Origin of the sequence: Okibacterium sp. HSC-33S16, assembly GCF_024171565.1 — a bacterium.
In the GTDB taxonomy this organism is placed as follows: Bacteria; Actinomycetota; Actinomycetes; order Actinomycetales; family Microbacteriaceae; genus Mycetocola_A.
In genome coordinates this window covers 563,506-579,134 of sequence record NZ_JALJZZ010000002.1, presented here as the reverse complement: position 1 = coordinate 579,134, position 15,629 = coordinate 563,506, and the positions used below count along the sequence as shown (strand labels likewise).

General features: G+C 64.0%; 13 protein-coding genes. 8 read left to right on the top strand and 5 right to left on the bottom strand.

Features of this window, described 5'->3' with window-relative positions:
• Window positions 1-76 precede the first annotated feature (76 nt).
• Entirely contained in the window at window positions 77-1,450 is a 1,374-nt protein-coding gene (locus L1277_RS07930) for an MFS transporter (protein ID WP_253375817.1), read from the top strand.
• Complete coding sequence (locus L1277_RS07925; protein WP_253375816.1) at window positions 1,447-2,946, top strand: pyridoxal-dependent decarboxylase; 1,500 nt, start codon at window positions 1,447-1,449, stop codon at window positions 2,944-2,946. Before L1277_RS07930 ends, L1277_RS07925 begins: the two co-directional genes overlap by 4 nt.
• Before the next feature lie 56 nt (window positions 2,947-3,002).
• Here L1277_RS07925 and L1277_RS07920 read toward each other — a convergent pair whose 3' ends face one another.
• From L1277_RS07920 to L1277_RS07910, 3 genes are all read right to left on the bottom strand, one after another.
• Window positions 3,003-6,548: an efflux RND transporter permease subunit gene (locus L1277_RS07920; protein WP_253375815.1), complete on the bottom strand. Its 3,546-nt coding sequence runs from the start codon at window positions 6,546-6,548 to the stop codon at window positions 3,003-3,005.
• A gap of 165 nt (window positions 6,549-6,713) precedes the next feature.
• Window positions 6,714-7,304 carry a dihydrofolate reductase family protein gene (locus L1277_RS07915; protein ID WP_253375814.1) on the bottom strand — a complete coding sequence of 197 codons (591 nt, stop codon included), beginning with the start codon at window positions 7,302-7,304 and terminating at the stop codon, window positions 6,714-6,716.
• Window positions 7,305-7,307: 3 nt separating this feature from the next.
• A complete protein-coding gene (locus L1277_RS07910) occupies window positions 7,308-8,741 on the bottom strand; it encodes a PLP-dependent aminotransferase family protein (RefSeq protein WP_253375813.1) in 1,434 nt (477 codons plus the stop codon).
• A gap of 62 nt (window positions 8,742-8,803) precedes the next feature.
• Between L1277_RS07910 and L1277_RS07905 the strand changes: the two genes are divergently transcribed.
• Window positions 8,804-9,457 carry a YitT family protein gene (locus L1277_RS07905; RefSeq protein ID WP_253375812.1) on the top strand — a complete coding sequence of 218 codons (654 nt, stop codon included), beginning with the start codon at window positions 8,804-8,806 and terminating at the stop codon, window positions 9,455-9,457.
• Window positions 9,458-9,464: 7 nt separating this feature from the next.
• Here the strand turns inward: L1277_RS07905 and L1277_RS07900 are convergent, their stop codons facing one another.
• Together L1277_RS07900 and L1277_RS07895 are read right to left on the bottom strand one after the other, a co-directional pair.
• Complete coding sequence (locus tag L1277_RS07900) at window positions 9,465-9,710, bottom strand: hypothetical protein (RefSeq protein ID WP_253375811.1); 246 nt, start codon at window positions 9,708-9,710, stop codon at window positions 9,465-9,467.
• Window positions 9,711-9,893: 183 nt separating this feature from the next.
• The gene (locus L1277_RS07895; RefSeq protein WP_253375810.1) at window positions 9,894-10,637 is read right to left on the bottom strand and encodes a MerR family transcriptional regulator; all 744 of its coding nucleotides are present in this window, start codon (window positions 10,635-10,637) and stop codon (window positions 9,894-9,896) included.
• A 150-nt stretch (window positions 10,638-10,787) separates the two neighbouring features.
• Here L1277_RS07895 and L1277_RS07890 point away from each other — a divergent pair, with 150 nt between their 5' ends.
• From L1277_RS07890 to L1277_RS07870, 5 genes are all read left to right on the top strand, one after another.
• On the top strand, window positions 10,788-11,087 hold the full coding sequence (locus L1277_RS07890; RefSeq protein ID WP_253375809.1) for a rhodanese-like domain-containing protein: 300 nt from the start codon (window positions 10,788-10,790) through the stop codon (window positions 11,085-11,087).
• 58 nt (window positions 11,088-11,145) lie between these two features.
• Window positions 11,146-11,772, top strand: coding sequence for a dihydrofolate reductase family protein (locus L1277_RS07885; protein ID WP_253375808.1), 627 nt, complete (start codon window positions 11,146-11,148; stop codon window positions 11,770-11,772).
• 152 nt (window positions 11,773-11,924) lie between these two features.
• Complete coding sequence (locus L1277_RS07880) at window positions 11,925-12,821, top strand: DUF4097 domain-containing protein (protein ID WP_253375807.1); 897 nt, start codon at window positions 11,925-11,927, stop codon at window positions 12,819-12,821.
• Window positions 12,818-13,447 carry a PadR family transcriptional regulator gene (locus L1277_RS07875; protein ID WP_253375806.1) on the top strand — a complete coding sequence of 210 codons (630 nt, stop codon included), beginning with the start codon at window positions 12,818-12,820 and terminating at the stop codon, window positions 13,445-13,447. Before L1277_RS07880 ends, L1277_RS07875 begins: the two co-directional genes overlap by 4 nt.
• Window positions 13,448-13,588: 141 nt before the next feature.
• Window positions 13,589-15,622 carry an APC family permease gene (locus L1277_RS07870; RefSeq protein WP_253375804.1) on the top strand — a complete coding sequence of 678 codons (2,034 nt, stop codon included), beginning with the start codon at window positions 13,589-13,591 and terminating at the stop codon, window positions 15,620-15,622.
• The last annotated feature ends 7 nt before the right edge of the window (window positions 15,623-15,629 follow it).

The window sequence follows — 15,629 nt, the reverse complement described above, 5'->3', positions numbered from 1 at the left end:
ATTTCAGACCACCGTTCGCAGCATTCGGCCGACGTGGTGCCGGACTGTGGCTACCGCGAGGCCATAGGCTCACCTCATGAATGCATCGGTGCAGACTGTGTCAACGAAGACCGTCGCGCTTTACGCCATTGGATCACTCGGTACAGGCGGGTTCGCCACGCTTCCCGGGCTCGTACTGGTCTACTACCTCACTGACACGCTCGGACTCGGTGCGCTCATCGCCGGGCTGGTGGTTACCGCGGCCAAAGTGTGGGACGTGCTCATCGACCCGGTGATCGGCACCCGCAGCGACCACAGCCTCGCCACAACGGGCTCGCGCCGTCGGCTCATGCTGCTGGGCGGGTCGTTCCTTCCGATCTTCTTCATCCTGACCTTTGCGGTGCCGGCCGGTGCGAATGCACTGTTGTCTGCCCTCTGGGTGCTGCTCGCGTTTCTGGCCTGCGCCACGGCGTTCAGCCTGTTTCAGGTGCCGTACATCGCGCTCCCCACCGAGCTCGCGCCCGGATATCACGACCGCACCCGGCTGCTGACCTGGCGCGTGGTCGTGCTCACGATAGCGATCCTGCTCTTCGGTGCCGGGGGCCCGCTCCTTCGCGGCGCCGTGGAGGATTCGCGGCTCGGGTACCTCCTGATGGCGCTTGTTGCCGGGCTTGTCATCGGCGCCGGTATGCTCGTCGCGAGTATGGTTGCCCCGCGCAGCCCGGCATTGACGAAGCGTGGCTCCCTTCCGGCCTACCGGGAGAGCTATCGCGCGGGCATCACGATCCTGCGGCGGAGCCAGCCGTTCCGGGCGCTCCTCGGCACTTTCATGCTGCAGGGCCTGGCGACCGGCCTCATGCTGGCGGGCGCTCAATACGTGGCCACCTGGGTACTCCGCTCCGAGGACGCCGTCACGCTCCTCTTCGTGGTGTTGATCGGCCCGGCGCTCCTCCTCGCTCCGCTGTGGGGCACGATTGCGCGACGCATCGGCAAGGAACGGGCGTTCCGGATCGCGAGCGCGCTCTTCACGCTCGCCGCGCTGTCGATGGTCGGCCTGATGTGGGTGCCCGGCGCCTGGATCTACCTCCCGGTCGCGCTGGCCGGAGCCGCATACGCGGGTATGCAGACACTGCCGATGGCCATGCTGCCCGACGTGATCTCACACGATGCCCAACGTCACGGTGCGGGCAAAGCCGGCATTTTCGGTGGCGTCTGGACCGCCGGCGAAACGACGGGCATGGCGTTCGGCGCCACCGTGTTGACGCTCGTGCTCGCCATCACCGGCTACACCGAACACGTCGCCGGTGAGGTGGTCGAGCAAACGCCCACCGCTGTGGCCGGCATCATCCTCGCATTCAGTGTGGTTCCTGCCGCTCTCATGGCCGCGAGCCTCGTCACACTCGGCAAATACCGCCTGCGCCAAAGCGATATCGACACCGCCACCACGCCGACTCGAGAGACCACTTCATGACGTCTGCCCTCACCTCCCGCTCCCTCGACATCCTCGACGCCATTCGCCAGCGCCGCGACGCGGATGCTCCCACCCACGGCGGTCGGGTCCTCTCCTATGTTTACGACTCGGGGCTCGCCGAACTCGACGAACTCGCCGCCGAAGCCATTCGCATCATGCAACCGGTGAACGGGCTCGACCCCACAACGTTCCCTTCCGTCGCGTCGATGGAACGTGACATTGTGCGTTTCGCCCGGAACATGCTGCACGGCGATGAGAACGTCGTGGGCTCCGTCACCTCCGGCGGAACAGAGAGTTGCCTGCTCGCCGTGAAGACGGCCCGTGATCTCTGGCGCACAGCAGGAGGCGTCGGTGTCCCCCGCATCATCGCCCCGATCACCGTGCACGCTGCCTTCGCGAAAGCCGCGCACTACTTCGGGGTGGAGCTTGACCTCGTCTCCGTCGCGCCCGACGGACAGGTGAACCCCGGGCACCTGCAGGCCCGCTTCGGCCCGGATGTGGCACTCGTGGTCGTCTCGGCCCCGGCCTACCCGCACGCGAGCCTCGACCCGGTCGCAACCGTCGCGGCCGCTGCCCAGACTGCGGGCATCCCGTGCCACGTCGATGCCTGCATCGGCGGATGGGTGCTGCCGTGGTGGACCGATCGCGGCGCCGCTCTTGGGCCGTGGGACTTCACGGTCCCTGGCGTGACAAGCATTTCGGCCGACCTCCACAAATATGGATACGCCCCGAAGGGAGCATCCGTCCTGCTGCACCGCGGCCGTGACCGGCACCGCGCCCAGTACTTCGCGACCAAACGGTGGCCGGGCTACCCGGTCGTGAACCCCACTATCCTCGGGTCGAAGTCCGCCGGAGCCCTCGCAGCGGCATGGGCCATCATTGAACGCTTGGGCGAAGACGGCTTCGCGGAGCTCGCCGCCACCTGCCAGCGCGCGACGGATGCTGTCGCTCAGGCCATCAACGCCTGCGACGGTTTGCGTGTCGTGGGCTCACCCGTCGGACCGTTGCTCGCCGTCGCGACCGACGACTCCGTTCCGCCCGAACGCCGCGTCGACCCACACCTCTGGGCTGACCGGGTGCGCACCGACGGCTGGCTGTTGCAACAGCAACCCGGAATCACCCAGCCCGACGGCAGCAGGCTGCCGCACACCACCCACCTGACCATCACGCCGGTCACCGAAAGCGTGCTCGGTTCGTTGGTTCCCGCTCTCACCTCGGCAGCCGACGCCGTGCGCGGGTTGCCCGCTGCTCGCGCCGACGACGTCACCGACCAGCTGCCCGACGAGGTGCGCGTCGCACTCGGGTCGCTCCTCGCGGCTCCCGGTGCTCTCGGCTCGGAGGAAGCATTCGCCGCGCTCACCGCACTCGGCATCGGGTCCGGCGACGAGACTCTTCCGTCCGCAATGGCGCCCCTCCTCGCCCTGATCGAAGAGCTCCCCGCGCCACTCGTCGAACGTCTTCTGACCGAACTCCTCGCGCGACTCATCGAGCCTTAACCATCAGTGGCACCGAGCGTGTCGCTCGGTGCCACTGATATGTCATTCGTCGAACTCTATAAAGCGGATGCCGTCTCGACGTCGTGCGACGATCCCTTCGCTTCCCGACGACCGTGCCTGCGTTCCCGAGCACCTTCGACGAGGTTGTAGAGCGTGGGCAGCACGATGAGCGTGAGCAACGTCGACGAGATGAGTCCGCCGATGACGACGATGGCCAGCGGCTGCGAGATGAATCCGCCCTCGCCGGTCAGGCCGAGCGCCATCGGCACGAGTGCGAAAATCGTGGCCAGCGCCGTCATGAGAATCGGTCGGAGCCTGCGCGACGAACCGTGGCGCACCGCCTCGGGAACCGTCATTCCTCGCGCTCGATATTGGTTGACAAGATCAACGAGCACGATCGCGTTCGTCACGACGATACCGATCAGCATCAGCACACCGATGAGCGACGCAACACCAAGCGGAACTCCGGTGAGGATCTGCAGGACGATGGCACCGGTGGCCGCGAACGGTACCGACACCAGCAGGAGCAGCGGCTGCCGCAGTGAGCGGAACGTGGCCACCATGACGATGTAGACGATGAGGATCGCGGCGAGCATCGCGAGGCCCAGCTGCTGGAAGGCAGTGCCCTGGTCCGCCGTGACGCCACCGAGGGTCGCGGTTGCTCCCGCCGGAAGGTTGGTCTCGTCAAGCATGGTTGCGACCTCGGCGCTGGCCGTTCCGATGTTGTCGCTCGCCGGGGTGATCGCAACGGTGGCTGACCGCTGGCCGCGTACCGAGGTGATCGTCGAAGGCCCGTCGACCTCTTCGACGGTCGCCAGCGAGTCGAGAGCGACCGGCCCCAGGAGGGTCGGCACCTCGAGCGCCGACAGTTCCTCAATCGAGGCCGGCGAGTTCTCAGTGGCGATGTAGATGTTGAGGGTTGTCTCGTCGATGACGATCGTGCCGGCCGTACTCGGCTGCATGGCCTGCGACACAAATCCACCGAGAGCGACCTCGCTGTACCCGGCCGCGGCTGCGGCTGCGCGATCGACCTGCACGCCAACGTAGGGGCGGGAGTCGCTGAGGTTATTGCTGACCTGCCGCATTCCGTCCAGGTCCTTCGCAGCGTTCGTGACAGCATCCGTCGCCTCCTGCAATGAATCCTGATCGGGTGCCGTGATGTCCACTTCAATGTCACTGGACGCCCCGAAGCCGCCGGCCGCGCTGAGCTCGATCTCACCGGCATCGTCGACCTTCGCGAGTTCCTCGCGAACGGTGTCCTGGAGCGCCTCCTGGTCAGCGTCTTCGTCGGTCGTAACGGAGTAGCGGATGCTGCCCTCGCCACCGCCACCGCCGCCGAACGCGGAGAGCAGGGAGCCGCCGGACGAGCCGATGGTGACCTGCACGGTATCGATGCCCTCAATGTCGCGGAGCGCGTCTTCCACCTTGGAGGCCGCGGCATCCTGTGCATCGAGGCTCGTGCCGACCGGCAGCTGCTGCGAGACGTTGAGGGTGTTCTGACCCGAATCGCCGAGGAAGTTGGTCTTCATAAACGGCACGAGCGCGAGCGTGCCGCCGAGCACAAGGACGGCGAGCAGAAGAGTGGCGACCGAGTGCTTGAGCGTCCAGTTGATGATCGGCAGGTAGCCCTTCTGCAACCGGGTGGGGTGGTCGAGTTCGTCTTCGCCCTCGACCCCCGCCTTGCGTCCGCGCCGGGTGGCCACGACGGTGGACATCCCCGTCGCGGGCTCTGGCTGACGCTCCGTGTGCACGTCGGAAGAGCCGGCGGGTTCGTTGACCGACGCGGTGACCTGCGCGGCGGTGTTCGTCTCCGTGCCGGCGCTCACATCTGTGTCGCTATCCGTCGTAGGCGTGGCGTTAGTGAGCACCTTGGGCTGCGCGATGTACGACGGGTCGACGATCGAGGGCGACGCCGAGACACCAGTTGGGAGCGCCGAATCCGACGACTCGACGACGGTGACGTCAGCATCGCTGGCGGTCGATGAGACGAGAGCCGGTTCGGTGACCGCAGCCTCATCGGGCCCGGGAGTCGGAGCTTCGATCGCCGGTGTCGTCGATGCCGTGCTGGCCCGGGGCGCCTTGGCAGGCTTGTCGGGCTTGGCAACCGACGCTTTGCGCTCCTTGGCCCGCAGGAACCAGTACGCGAGAACGGGAACGATGGTGAGCGAAACGAACAGTGACGCGACCAGGGCGATGGTGACGGTGAGCGCGAACGGGCGGAACAGTTCGCCGGTCATGTCGCCGACGAACGCCAACGGCAGGAACACCGCAACGGTCGTGATGGTCGACGCGGTGATGGCACCGGCAACTTCGCGTACCGCCGTGACGATCGAGAATGCGCGACCGTCGGCACTGCGATCACGCGCAGACGCCATGTGTCGCTTGATGTTCTCGATGACAACGATCGAGTCGTCGACGACTCGTCCGATCGCAATGGTCAGCGCACCGAGGGTCAGGATGTTGAGCGTGTACCCGGTCGCCTGCAAACCGATGAAAGTGATGAGCACCGACGTCGGGATCGAGATGGCGGTCACGAGGGTCGCGCGCACGTCGAGCAGGAAGATGAGGATGATGAGCACGGCGAACACAAGGCCGAGCAGGCCCTCGGTGGCCAGCGACTCGATCGACTGCTCAATGTAGGGAGCCTGATCAAAAACGATAGTGAGCGTGACGTCGGAGCCCAGAGCCTTCTCAAGGTCGGGCAGGAGTGCGCGAACGCCCTTCGACACGTCGACCGTGTTGGCGGCGGGCAGCTTCGTCACGGCGATGGTGAGCGCGGGCTCGCCGTTCACCCGGGAAATGCTGGTGACGGGGTTGTCTGTCAGTGAAACGGATGCCACGTCGCCGATCGTGAGGACGGCTGAGCCCGGTGCGGCAGGTGTTGAGCTGACGAGCGGAAGTCCGGCAAGGTCGTCAACCGAACCCAGCTTCGACCCCGTCTGGACCGCGAATGTACTGTCGTCATCGCTGACTTCACCAGCCGGGATGAGCACACCGTTCTGCTCGAGGGTCGAGCTGATGTCACTGCGAGTGAGTCCTGATTCAGCCAGCCGGATGGCATCCGGAACGATGGTGATTCGCTGGCGAACCTCACCAATGAGGGCCGCCTCGCGCACGCCGTCGATGTCTTCAATGTCAGGCACAGCCGTGGTGTTGAGGCTTTCAGCCAGCGCGTCGGTGTCTTCGCCCGACGCGGACGCGGAAATCTGGATGACCGGGAGATCGTCGAGTCCTCCGGAGAGCACCTCAGGTTCGACGCCCTCAGGAAGAGTCGATTTGATGCGGTTGATGGCCTGGTTGATCTTCTGCTCGGCGGTCGCCAGGTCGGTGCCGTATGTGAACGTGGCGGAGATCAGTCCGAGGTTGGTCGACGAGGTTGTGCTCGTCGACTCCAGACCCGCAACGCCCTGAATTGCGGTCTCTATCGGTGTTGAGACGTCGTCGTTGACTACCTCCGGCGCCGCACCCGGGTAGCTGGCAACGATGGCCAGCTGGGGGAAGGTGACGCTCGGCGCGAGCTCCTGCTTGAGGCTGGTGAGGGCAATGCCGCCGAACACCGCCGCGACGATGGTGACGAGCGCGATGAGAGCGCGGTTTTTCATGCTTAGAACGGCGAGGACGTGCACGGTTCTCCTGAGGGCAATGCGATGGCTGCCGCGAACGCGACGGAAGAGGCGGCACGCGGCCGCCCTACACCTGAAAGTCTGTCACAGCGCACATGCAGTAACTGCATGGGCGACAAATGCTCAGCGATCTGTTATCGGCGGTCAGCGCCGAATTTTGTAGCGGAGGAACACCACGCCGTTGCCGAACCGGCGTTCATCGGTCAGCTCAAGATCGAGGCGGAGGCCGGCCGGGAGAAATCGGATGCCATCGCCAACGACGACCGGTGAGACGAAGAGCCGCAGCTCGTCGACGAGTCCGGCTTCGAGGGCTTGCGCTGCAAGGCGGGCTCCACCGAGGGAGATCTCACCGGCGTTCTTCGCCGCGAGCGAGCGAATCGCGTCGGGGTCGAACGCGCGCTCGATGCGCGTGCGCGTCGTTCGCGGTTCGTTCAGGGTCGTCGAGAACACGATTTTCTCGGCTGCTCGCCAGATTTCGCCGTAGTCGACCATGGCCTCGCTGACCGGGTCCGCGTTTGCCTGGGACGCTGAGGGATCGTTCGGGGTACCGATCTCTTCCCACGCGGCCATGACGTCATAAAGCCGGCGTCCGTAGAGATGGATGCTGACAGGGCGCTCGAGGTCGTTAACAAATCGATGCACGTCAAGGTCGGGCGTGCTCCAGTCGAAATTGCCTTGGGCATCGGCGATGAATCCGTCGAGCGACTGGATACCGGTATAGCTGATCAGGGCCACGGGTCACACCACTTCCGCGAGAAGAGCCGAGTCGGGCACGGGAGCTCGGAGGATCGACTGCCACGCGACGGCCAGTGCGTCGATGGCTTGCTCGGTGTCGGCCAGACCGTAGGTAATAGGAATGCGGATGAAACGCTCAAAGGCGCCGTCAATTCCGAACCGGGGCCCAGACGCGATGAGAAGGCCCTGGTTGCGTGCGGCAAGCGCGAGTTGGGAGCTCACGGGAACACCCAGGTTGACCCATGTCGAGAGTCCGCCGTTTACGTGCGGGACCTCCCAGTAGGGGTACCGCTCCCCGAGTAACTCCTCGAGCCGGTCACGGGTTGCCCGGAGTTGAGCCCGCCGGGATTCGAGAATCGACGGCATTTCGGGGAGGACTTCGAGCACGGTGAGTTGTTCCAGGATCGGTGTGCCCAAGTCGCCGATCGATCGTGCGGCCACGAGTTTGCGGATGACACCGCGATCGGCGCGGATCCAGCCCAGTCGGATGCCGCCCCAGACCGTCTTACCGACCGAACCAACAGTGATGATCTTCGCTCCGACGTCATCCGTGGCCGCGAACGGCGGGAACGACTCCGGTCGATCGATGTCGAGGTCACGTGTCGTCTCGTCGATGACCAACACGGTGCCCTGCCGGGCTGCAGCCCGGCACACGCGACGTCGGGTGTCAAGCGGCATGCTCGCACCGGTGGGGTTATGGAAGTCGGGCATCAGATAGGCGAGCGTCGGCGATGAATTGTCGAGTGTGTACTCGAGGTCCGCCGCATCCCAACCGTTTTCCGCTGTGACCGGGATCGGCACAAGGCGAGCACCGGCTGAGCGCAACGCGTCGTGGGCATGCGGGTAGGTGGGGTGTTCGATGACTGCACGATCGCCCCGGGACAAATGTGTTCGGGCGATCAGCCCAATCGCATGCTGGGCACCCAGGGTGACCATAATCTCGTCGGGTGACGTCGGCAGTCCGGCTTCGATGTAGCGGTCTGCGATGGCCGCCCGCAGTTCCGGCAGCCCGATGGTGTCGTAATCGAAGTCGTCGAGATACCGAGGAAGTCGTTCGGCGGCCCGGGTGGCGGCACCCGTGATGGCGCCGATGGCGGGGAGCGCAGCTTTGCTGAAATCGAGGTAGCCCGACCGTCGCGCGATGTCGGGCCCGGGCCGAGTGCCCGGAAGCTGAGCCACGCTGCCCGACCCGCGAACGGACTCGAGAAAGCCGTTATCTCGCAGTTCGCGGTAGGCGGCGGTGACCGTGGTTCGGCTGACGTTGAGCCGCTCGGCCAAGTCACGCTCAGCGGGCAGCCGAGTGTCAGCAGGAATGCGCCCGTCGAGGATGAGGAGCCGAACCCGATCGGCCAGGCTTCGGTAGGCGACGGCGTCGTCGTTTCGCCAGGGCCCCAGCAGGGCAGAAAGCGCTCGAGCGGTGATGTGGACGTCTGCCATGGGGCCACTATAGACAGATTGGCCTCTTGCCAGGAGGCCAATTTTGAAATTGGATTGTTTTTATGATTCGCCGCATCCCTCAGCTTCTCCTTGGCCTCTTCCTCTACGGCATCGCTATCGCGTTGATCGTGCGGGCCGCTATCGGTGTTGCACCATGGGATGTCCTCACCCAGGGGATCTCGCTCAAGACCGGGTGGGGTTTCGGCGTCATCACAATTGTCATCGGTGCGTTCCTCCTGTTGCTCTGGATCCCGCTTCGCCAGAAGCCGGGCATCGGCACTGTCCTTAACGTGCTGCTCGTCGGCCCAGCCGCGGACTTCGGCCTGTGGGTGATTCCCGAGAACCTTCCTCTGTGGGCGCGCGTCCTGCTCTTCGCTGCTGGACTGTTCACCCTCGCTCTTGCTACCGGGCTCTACATCGGTGCCCGATTCGGTGCGGGCCCGCGCGATGGCCTGATGACCGGCATCCACGAACGCACTGGCTGGCCGATCTGGGTTGGTCGCACCGGCATCGAGCTGACGGTACTCGCCATCGGCTGGGTCCTGGGCGGCAACGTGGGTGTCGGTACCGTCCTGTTCGCCGTGCTTGTTGGCCCGCTCTGCGGCATCACGATTCCGTGGTTCCGCATCTCCCTTCCGAGCGACGTGAAGTCCGACGAGCGACTCGAGGGATCCGTAAAACCGAGCGAACCTCTCATCGATTCTCCGGCGAACTGACGCCCAGTCAGGAGTGCTCGGCGCGATACCGTTCCATCAGCCGATCCAGCAATTCGCCCAGTTCGACCTCGAGTTCATCATCCAGAGTCGAAAATGAGAACGTGGCCCGACCGGTGCGACGTGCCTGCAACGCCGGTGAAGCCAACGCCAGGTCGTCGGGATACCGATCCACGATGATGAGGTACAGCCCTACCTTTGAGGCGCCCCGCTTGAACGCCGCGAAGTAGTCGTGCCCGGTGGCACCGGGCCACACGAGCGCGGCACTCCATAGATCGTCGCGTCTGCCAACTCCGGGCGATAGCGGTCGAGCAGCGCGCGCAGCCGCTCCTCGACATTATTCACCGCTGACTCATTCACTGCTGACTCGCTCACATTCGCAGCATAAGGACGCCGGCCCCGCGCGTATCGCCTTGCCGGGAGCGCGTGACGTGGTGAACTACAGGTTGCGGTCCGCGTAAATCGCGAGGGCGTCCCGCACGAACTCAGCACCGTCCGCGCCGCCGTAGTTCGCGGCGAACCGCTCGTCGGCGACGTACATGTCGCCGAGCCCGGTGACGTATTCCTTTACGGCAGCGGGCGTTCCGGGGATCGACGTGAGCCACGTCACGTGCCGGCGTGCGAGCATTTGCGCATCCTCGCTATCGGGGTGGATCCCCGCTTCACTGGCCGCGATCCAATCTGAGTTGAGCGCGGCGAGTTGCGCCTGCCATTCCGCCTTCTCGCTGTCGCTCATCGAACGCCACCACGAGTCGCTGTGGGCATAGGCGTCCTTGCCCCAACGCTCCTCGACCTCACCTTTGTATTGCGTGTGATCGAAGCCGTCGAACATCTTGTCTGCCATCGGTTCTTCTCCTTTTTCTAATTGCTCAATCGTTTTTCGCACCGAGACGGCCTGCCGGCCGAGTCGGTCTTGTTCTTTCTGCAACCACGTGAGGTGGGTACGAAGTGCGCCCGTGGCATCCGTCGCGTGGTTAAGAACGTCGGCGATGGCAGGCAATCCGAGCCCAAGGTCGCGCAGCAGCAGGATGCGCTGCAGGGTGACCAACGCGGCCGCGTTGTAGTAGCGGTAGCCGTTGGAGCCGACTCGAGTGGGCCGCAACAAACCGATCTCGTCGTAGTGACGCAAGGTCCGCGACGTCGTGCTCGCGTGCTTCGCTATGTCTTGAATTGACCACTCCATGCGCGTCTCCTCCTTCGTTTCGTTTCCGCGTATCAGCCACGTTAGATGTTGACGCCGCGTCAAGGTCAAGCGCTTTCGGGAACCGTTTTGCGGTTGTCGAACCGCTAGCGCAGAATCAAAGGAACCGATCTTTCTCGAGGGGACCGCATTATGCAGAGCATCACCGTGACCGAACTCGCCAAGCTCGATGGCGCCACCGTCATCGACGTCCGCGAGCCCGACGAATACGCACAGGTGCGTGCTGCTGGTGCAGTGAGCATTCCGATGAGCCAAATCATCGACAGGATCGACGAGCTCCCCGAAGACGACACCATTCACCTCATCTGCGCCAGCGGGGGCCGCAGCGGCAAGGTCGCAGAGTACCTGGAGACGCGCGACTTCGACGTGGTCAATGTCGAGGGAGGCACCTACGCCTGGACCGACGCGGGCCTTCCGGTCGAACAGGGCTAGCCGTTACCCTGCTGTTCGCCGCGACTGTCTCACGTCGCCGCCGACAGAGGGAGCACCCGTGAAGCTGACGCTGACCCAATTCGTGAGTCTCGACGGAGTGTCGCAGGGCCCCGGCTCCCCGGACGAAGACACGAGCGACGGTTTCTCCCGTGGCGGCTGGTTTGTGCCGTACATGGACGATGTCTTTATTCAGCAGGCTGCGGACTGGCTCGGCGATGCCGATGGATTGCTATTTGGGCGGCGCACCTATGAGGCGTTCGCACGGGACTGGCCCCAGATCACCGACCCAGAGGATCCGTTCACTGAGCTGATGAACGGGTTGCCGAAATACGTGGCTTCACAGACGCTGACCGATGCTTCGTGGAATCCGACGACAGTCCTTTCGGGCGATGTTGCGGCGCGGATCGCCGAACTCAAGAGCCGGCCGGGCCGACACCTGCAGATTCACGGCAGTGCTCGGCTCGCGCAGTCGTTGTTCGCCGTCGGACTGATCGACGAGATCCGGCTAGCTATCGCTCCGGTCGCGGTCGGCCAGGGGCGTCGACTCTTCGCAATAGATGGGCCACCCGCAGGCCTGAAGCAGTTGAGTAATGAGACCACCCCCGGGGGCCTGACCATTCAGCGGTATGAGGCGACCGGTCAAGCACCCTTCGCGACCTACACCGGAGTCTCCGACCTGCCATAACCCGCAGCCATTTCAACCTGGACTCCAATCCTGAGTATTTCTCGAAACGACTTGCCACGGCCATAAACGCGATATATCTTGTTTTTACAGATCGCGATATATCGTGACTTCGACCGGCGTCCGCCGTTCGGGAAAGCAGGAAGAAGAAAACAATGGCACTAGAAAAATGGAACGTGCTCCCCGGGGAGTCACGCATCATCGATCTCGAACTTGTGCGCAAGCTCAAGGTCGGGCTCATCGGCGGTCAGATCGACATCCTGGCCCACGACGAACCCGGCGCTCGAGTCGAAGTTCACAGCGTTTCGGGTAAGGACCTGAAGATCTCGATCGATGGCGACGTCCTCGAAATCGACCACCCGCAACTCGGGTGGGAGAACTTCCTCGACGTCTTCAAATCGTTTGGGCAGAACTCGGCGAAAGCCGAAATCAGCGTGCTCGTGCCACGGTCCGTCGCTCTTACCTTCGGCATGGTGTCTGCGAGCGCCCTCATTTCGGGCCTCTCGACCAGCGCCCGCCTGTCGACGGTGAACGGCGAACTCCAGGTGGAGGGCGTCACCGGCGACCTCGAATTAAACAGCGTCTCCGGCGAGATGAGTGTCTCCGGGCATACCGGAGCCATCAATGCCCACGGCGTTTCCGGCGACATCACGGTGTCCGGGCACATCACCAAATTCTCGAGCGACACCGTATCGGGGAGCGTCTTTGTCGACGCAATCGGCCGGTGCGACAGGATCTCCACCAACAGCGTCTCGGGCAGCCTGACGGCCCGCCTCGACGCCGGCTCCGGCACCCGGTACGTCGTGAACACCGTGTCCGGCACCCTCCAACTCGACAACTCCGTCATCAAGGGAACTCGGGGTCGCGGTTTCTCCAGCACCACCGAAGGCGACGGAAACTTCTACACCGACGTCCTCGCCAATTCGGTGTCCGGCAACGTCACGGTCATCCGTCGAGCGCCCTCCGAAACGGATGCTTCCACAAACGCTTCGCAGTCCTCTCCAGTAGACGATGATGACGCTGATGCCTTCACCACGGGCGGTCTCGCATGACCCCCGTCTTCAGCCACGGAAGCCTCCGGCTCTACCTGCTCAGCCTCCTGTCGGAGGGCCCAAAGCATGGGTACGAACTAATCCAGGCGCTGTCCGATCGGTTCGGAGGAACGTATTCTCCGAGCGCTGGCACCATCTACCCCCGGCTGCAGAAGCTCGAGGAAGACGGCCTTGTCAGCAAAGAGAGCGACGGACGCAAGACCGTGTATTCGATCACTGACGCTGGCCGACACGAACTCGAGAATCGTCGCCTCGACCTCGATGCGATCGAGCTTGAGGTCACGGACTCGGTCCGACGCCTCGCCGACGAAGTACGCAACGGCGTCACCGACGCCATGCGCACTCTCAAGGCTGATCTAGCATCTGCGGCCCGCCAGGCCAAGCAATCCGCCACGAGTGCGCCGTTCGTGTCGACAGACGCTCCTGACCCACGCACGACCAGCCGCATCGCAATTCACGACGCCGACACGGTACTGGCCGACTTCCGGCAGTCCGTGCGGTCGGAGCTTCGATCGCACGTCAGCGCTGGCGGAACCGTGACGGATGCCGTCGTTCGGCAACTGAAAGACGACCTCCGTCGTGTGCAAGACGGCATTTCGTCGGCGCTCGGGAGTCGACAGAGCTAAACGGGACCCCGCAGAACCACGGCCGGTATTCCAGCGCGCTCGGCGCGGAATACCGGCTGTGCTTGTCCCTGCGCACCACGCAGAAGGCACGTGGCGGAATGCGGCTTGACTCCGCCCGGCGAAAGAGTAGTGTTCTCGCTCGTGACTAATCAGGGTAAAGAACCCGGGTCGGATAACCGAACGGCCAAACGCCTGCTCCTCGGTGAACCTCTCCCCACCGACAAACTCGACGGCCAACTGCTCTCCAAGCGGCTCGCCCTGCCCATTTTCGCCAGCGATGCCCTCTCGAGCGTTGCGTACGCACCCCAAGAGCTACTCATGATCCTCATGCTCGGCGGGCTGGCATTTCTGAGCTTCGCGCCGTGGGTCGCAGCCTGCGTGGTGGTGTTGCTCGTTGTCGTGGTGGCGAGCTATCGTCAGCTGATCAAGGCGTACCCGTCCGGCGGCGGTGACTACGAGGTGGCGCACAAGAACCTGGGTGAGAAGGCCGGACTCGTTGTTGCCTCGGCACTGCTCGTCGACTACGTCCTCACGGTGGCGGTGTCGGTTGCGTCTGGTGTCGACAACATCATCTCCGCCCTCCCTGACCTCAACCCATGGCGCGTCGAACTGGCCGTCGGCTTTGTCCTGTTGCTCATGGCCGTCAACCTCCGCGGTGTCCGAGAGTCGTCCAAGGCCTTCGCGGTGCCCACCTACTTGTTCATCGCGAGCGTGTTCGTCATGATCGTGGTGGGCCTGGTCCGCACCGCTTTCGGTGACGCTCCCGTGGCGTCGAGCGCCGGATTCACCGTGGAAGGTGAAGACCTCAGCCGCGCCGCCTTCATCCTGCTCCTCCTTCGCGCCTTTTCCAGCGGCTGTAGTGCGCTCACCGGTGTGGAAGCTGTGTCGAACGGTGTGCCCGCCTTCCGCACCCCGAAGGTTCGCAATGCACAGGCCACGCTGGTGCTCATGGGCGGCACCGCGATTGTGCTTTTCGCCGGCCTCACGGCGGTCGCCCTTATCTCGGGTGTGCATTACGCCGAAAACGCATGTTCCCTTGTGGGCTTCGAGAACTGCGAGTCAGCCCCGCAACCGAGCTTGATGGCGCAAGTAGCATCCGCCGTTTTCGGTCAGGGCAGCATCCTGTTTTTTGTCATCCAGGCCGCGACCGCGTGCGTGCTTCTCCTCGCCGCCAACACCGCATTCAATGGATTCCCACTTCTCGGCGCTGTCCTGGCCCGCGACGCTTACGCGCCGAAGGCACTCAACACCCGCGGTGACCGCCTCGTCTTTTCCAACGGCATGATCCTGCTGGGCCTGGCGGCGTGCGCCATTCTCGTCGTCTACCGCGCCAACCTCACCCAACTCATCCAGCTGTACATCATCGGCGTTTTCGTCTCGTTCACGCTCGGTCAAATCGGCATGGTCAGGCACTGGCGACGGATGCTCCGCGAAGGCTGCTCACACCCCCGAAGCGTTTGGCGCGGACTGTTGATCAACGGTGGTGGCGCAACCCTCACCGCCATTGTTCTCATCGTTGTCACGATCACAAAGTTCACCCATGGCGCGTGGCTGGTCTTTGTTCTCATGCCCGTGCTCTACACGCTCATGCTCGGCGTGAACCGGTACTACCGCGACGTGGAACGCGAGATCGAGGTCGACGCCACCACCACCTTTGGAGCGTCCGGCGACCACGCCATTGTTCTCATCAACAAGATGCAGAAGCCAGCACTCAAGGCCCTCGACTATGCCATCGCCGCCCGCCACGAGTCCATTGTCGCCGTGCACATCGCCGTCGACGAAGAGGCGACCCTGCATCTTGAGCGGCAATGGGCCGAACAGAACATTCGCGTGCCGCTCATCGTTCTCGAGTCGCCCTACCGCGACTATGCCGTACCGATCATCAAGTACATCAAGAAATACCGTGAGAAGCATGGGCCGACCGTGGTCACGGTCTACATGCCCCAGTACATCGTTGGCCACTGGTGGGAGAGCCTGCTGCACAACCGGCGAGCGAATCGGATGCGACAGCAACTCATGCTTGTGCACGGGGTGACCATCGCGCTCGTGCCGTGGTTGCTCGATTCGTCAGAGCTCATCTACGGCCGACGCTCCCGACCGCTCCCCGGCCAGGAACGACGGGGTGAACCCGTTCGGCCCGTGCCGCGGCAACCTCTGTCACCGCCGAGGAAGTAGCCTAAGT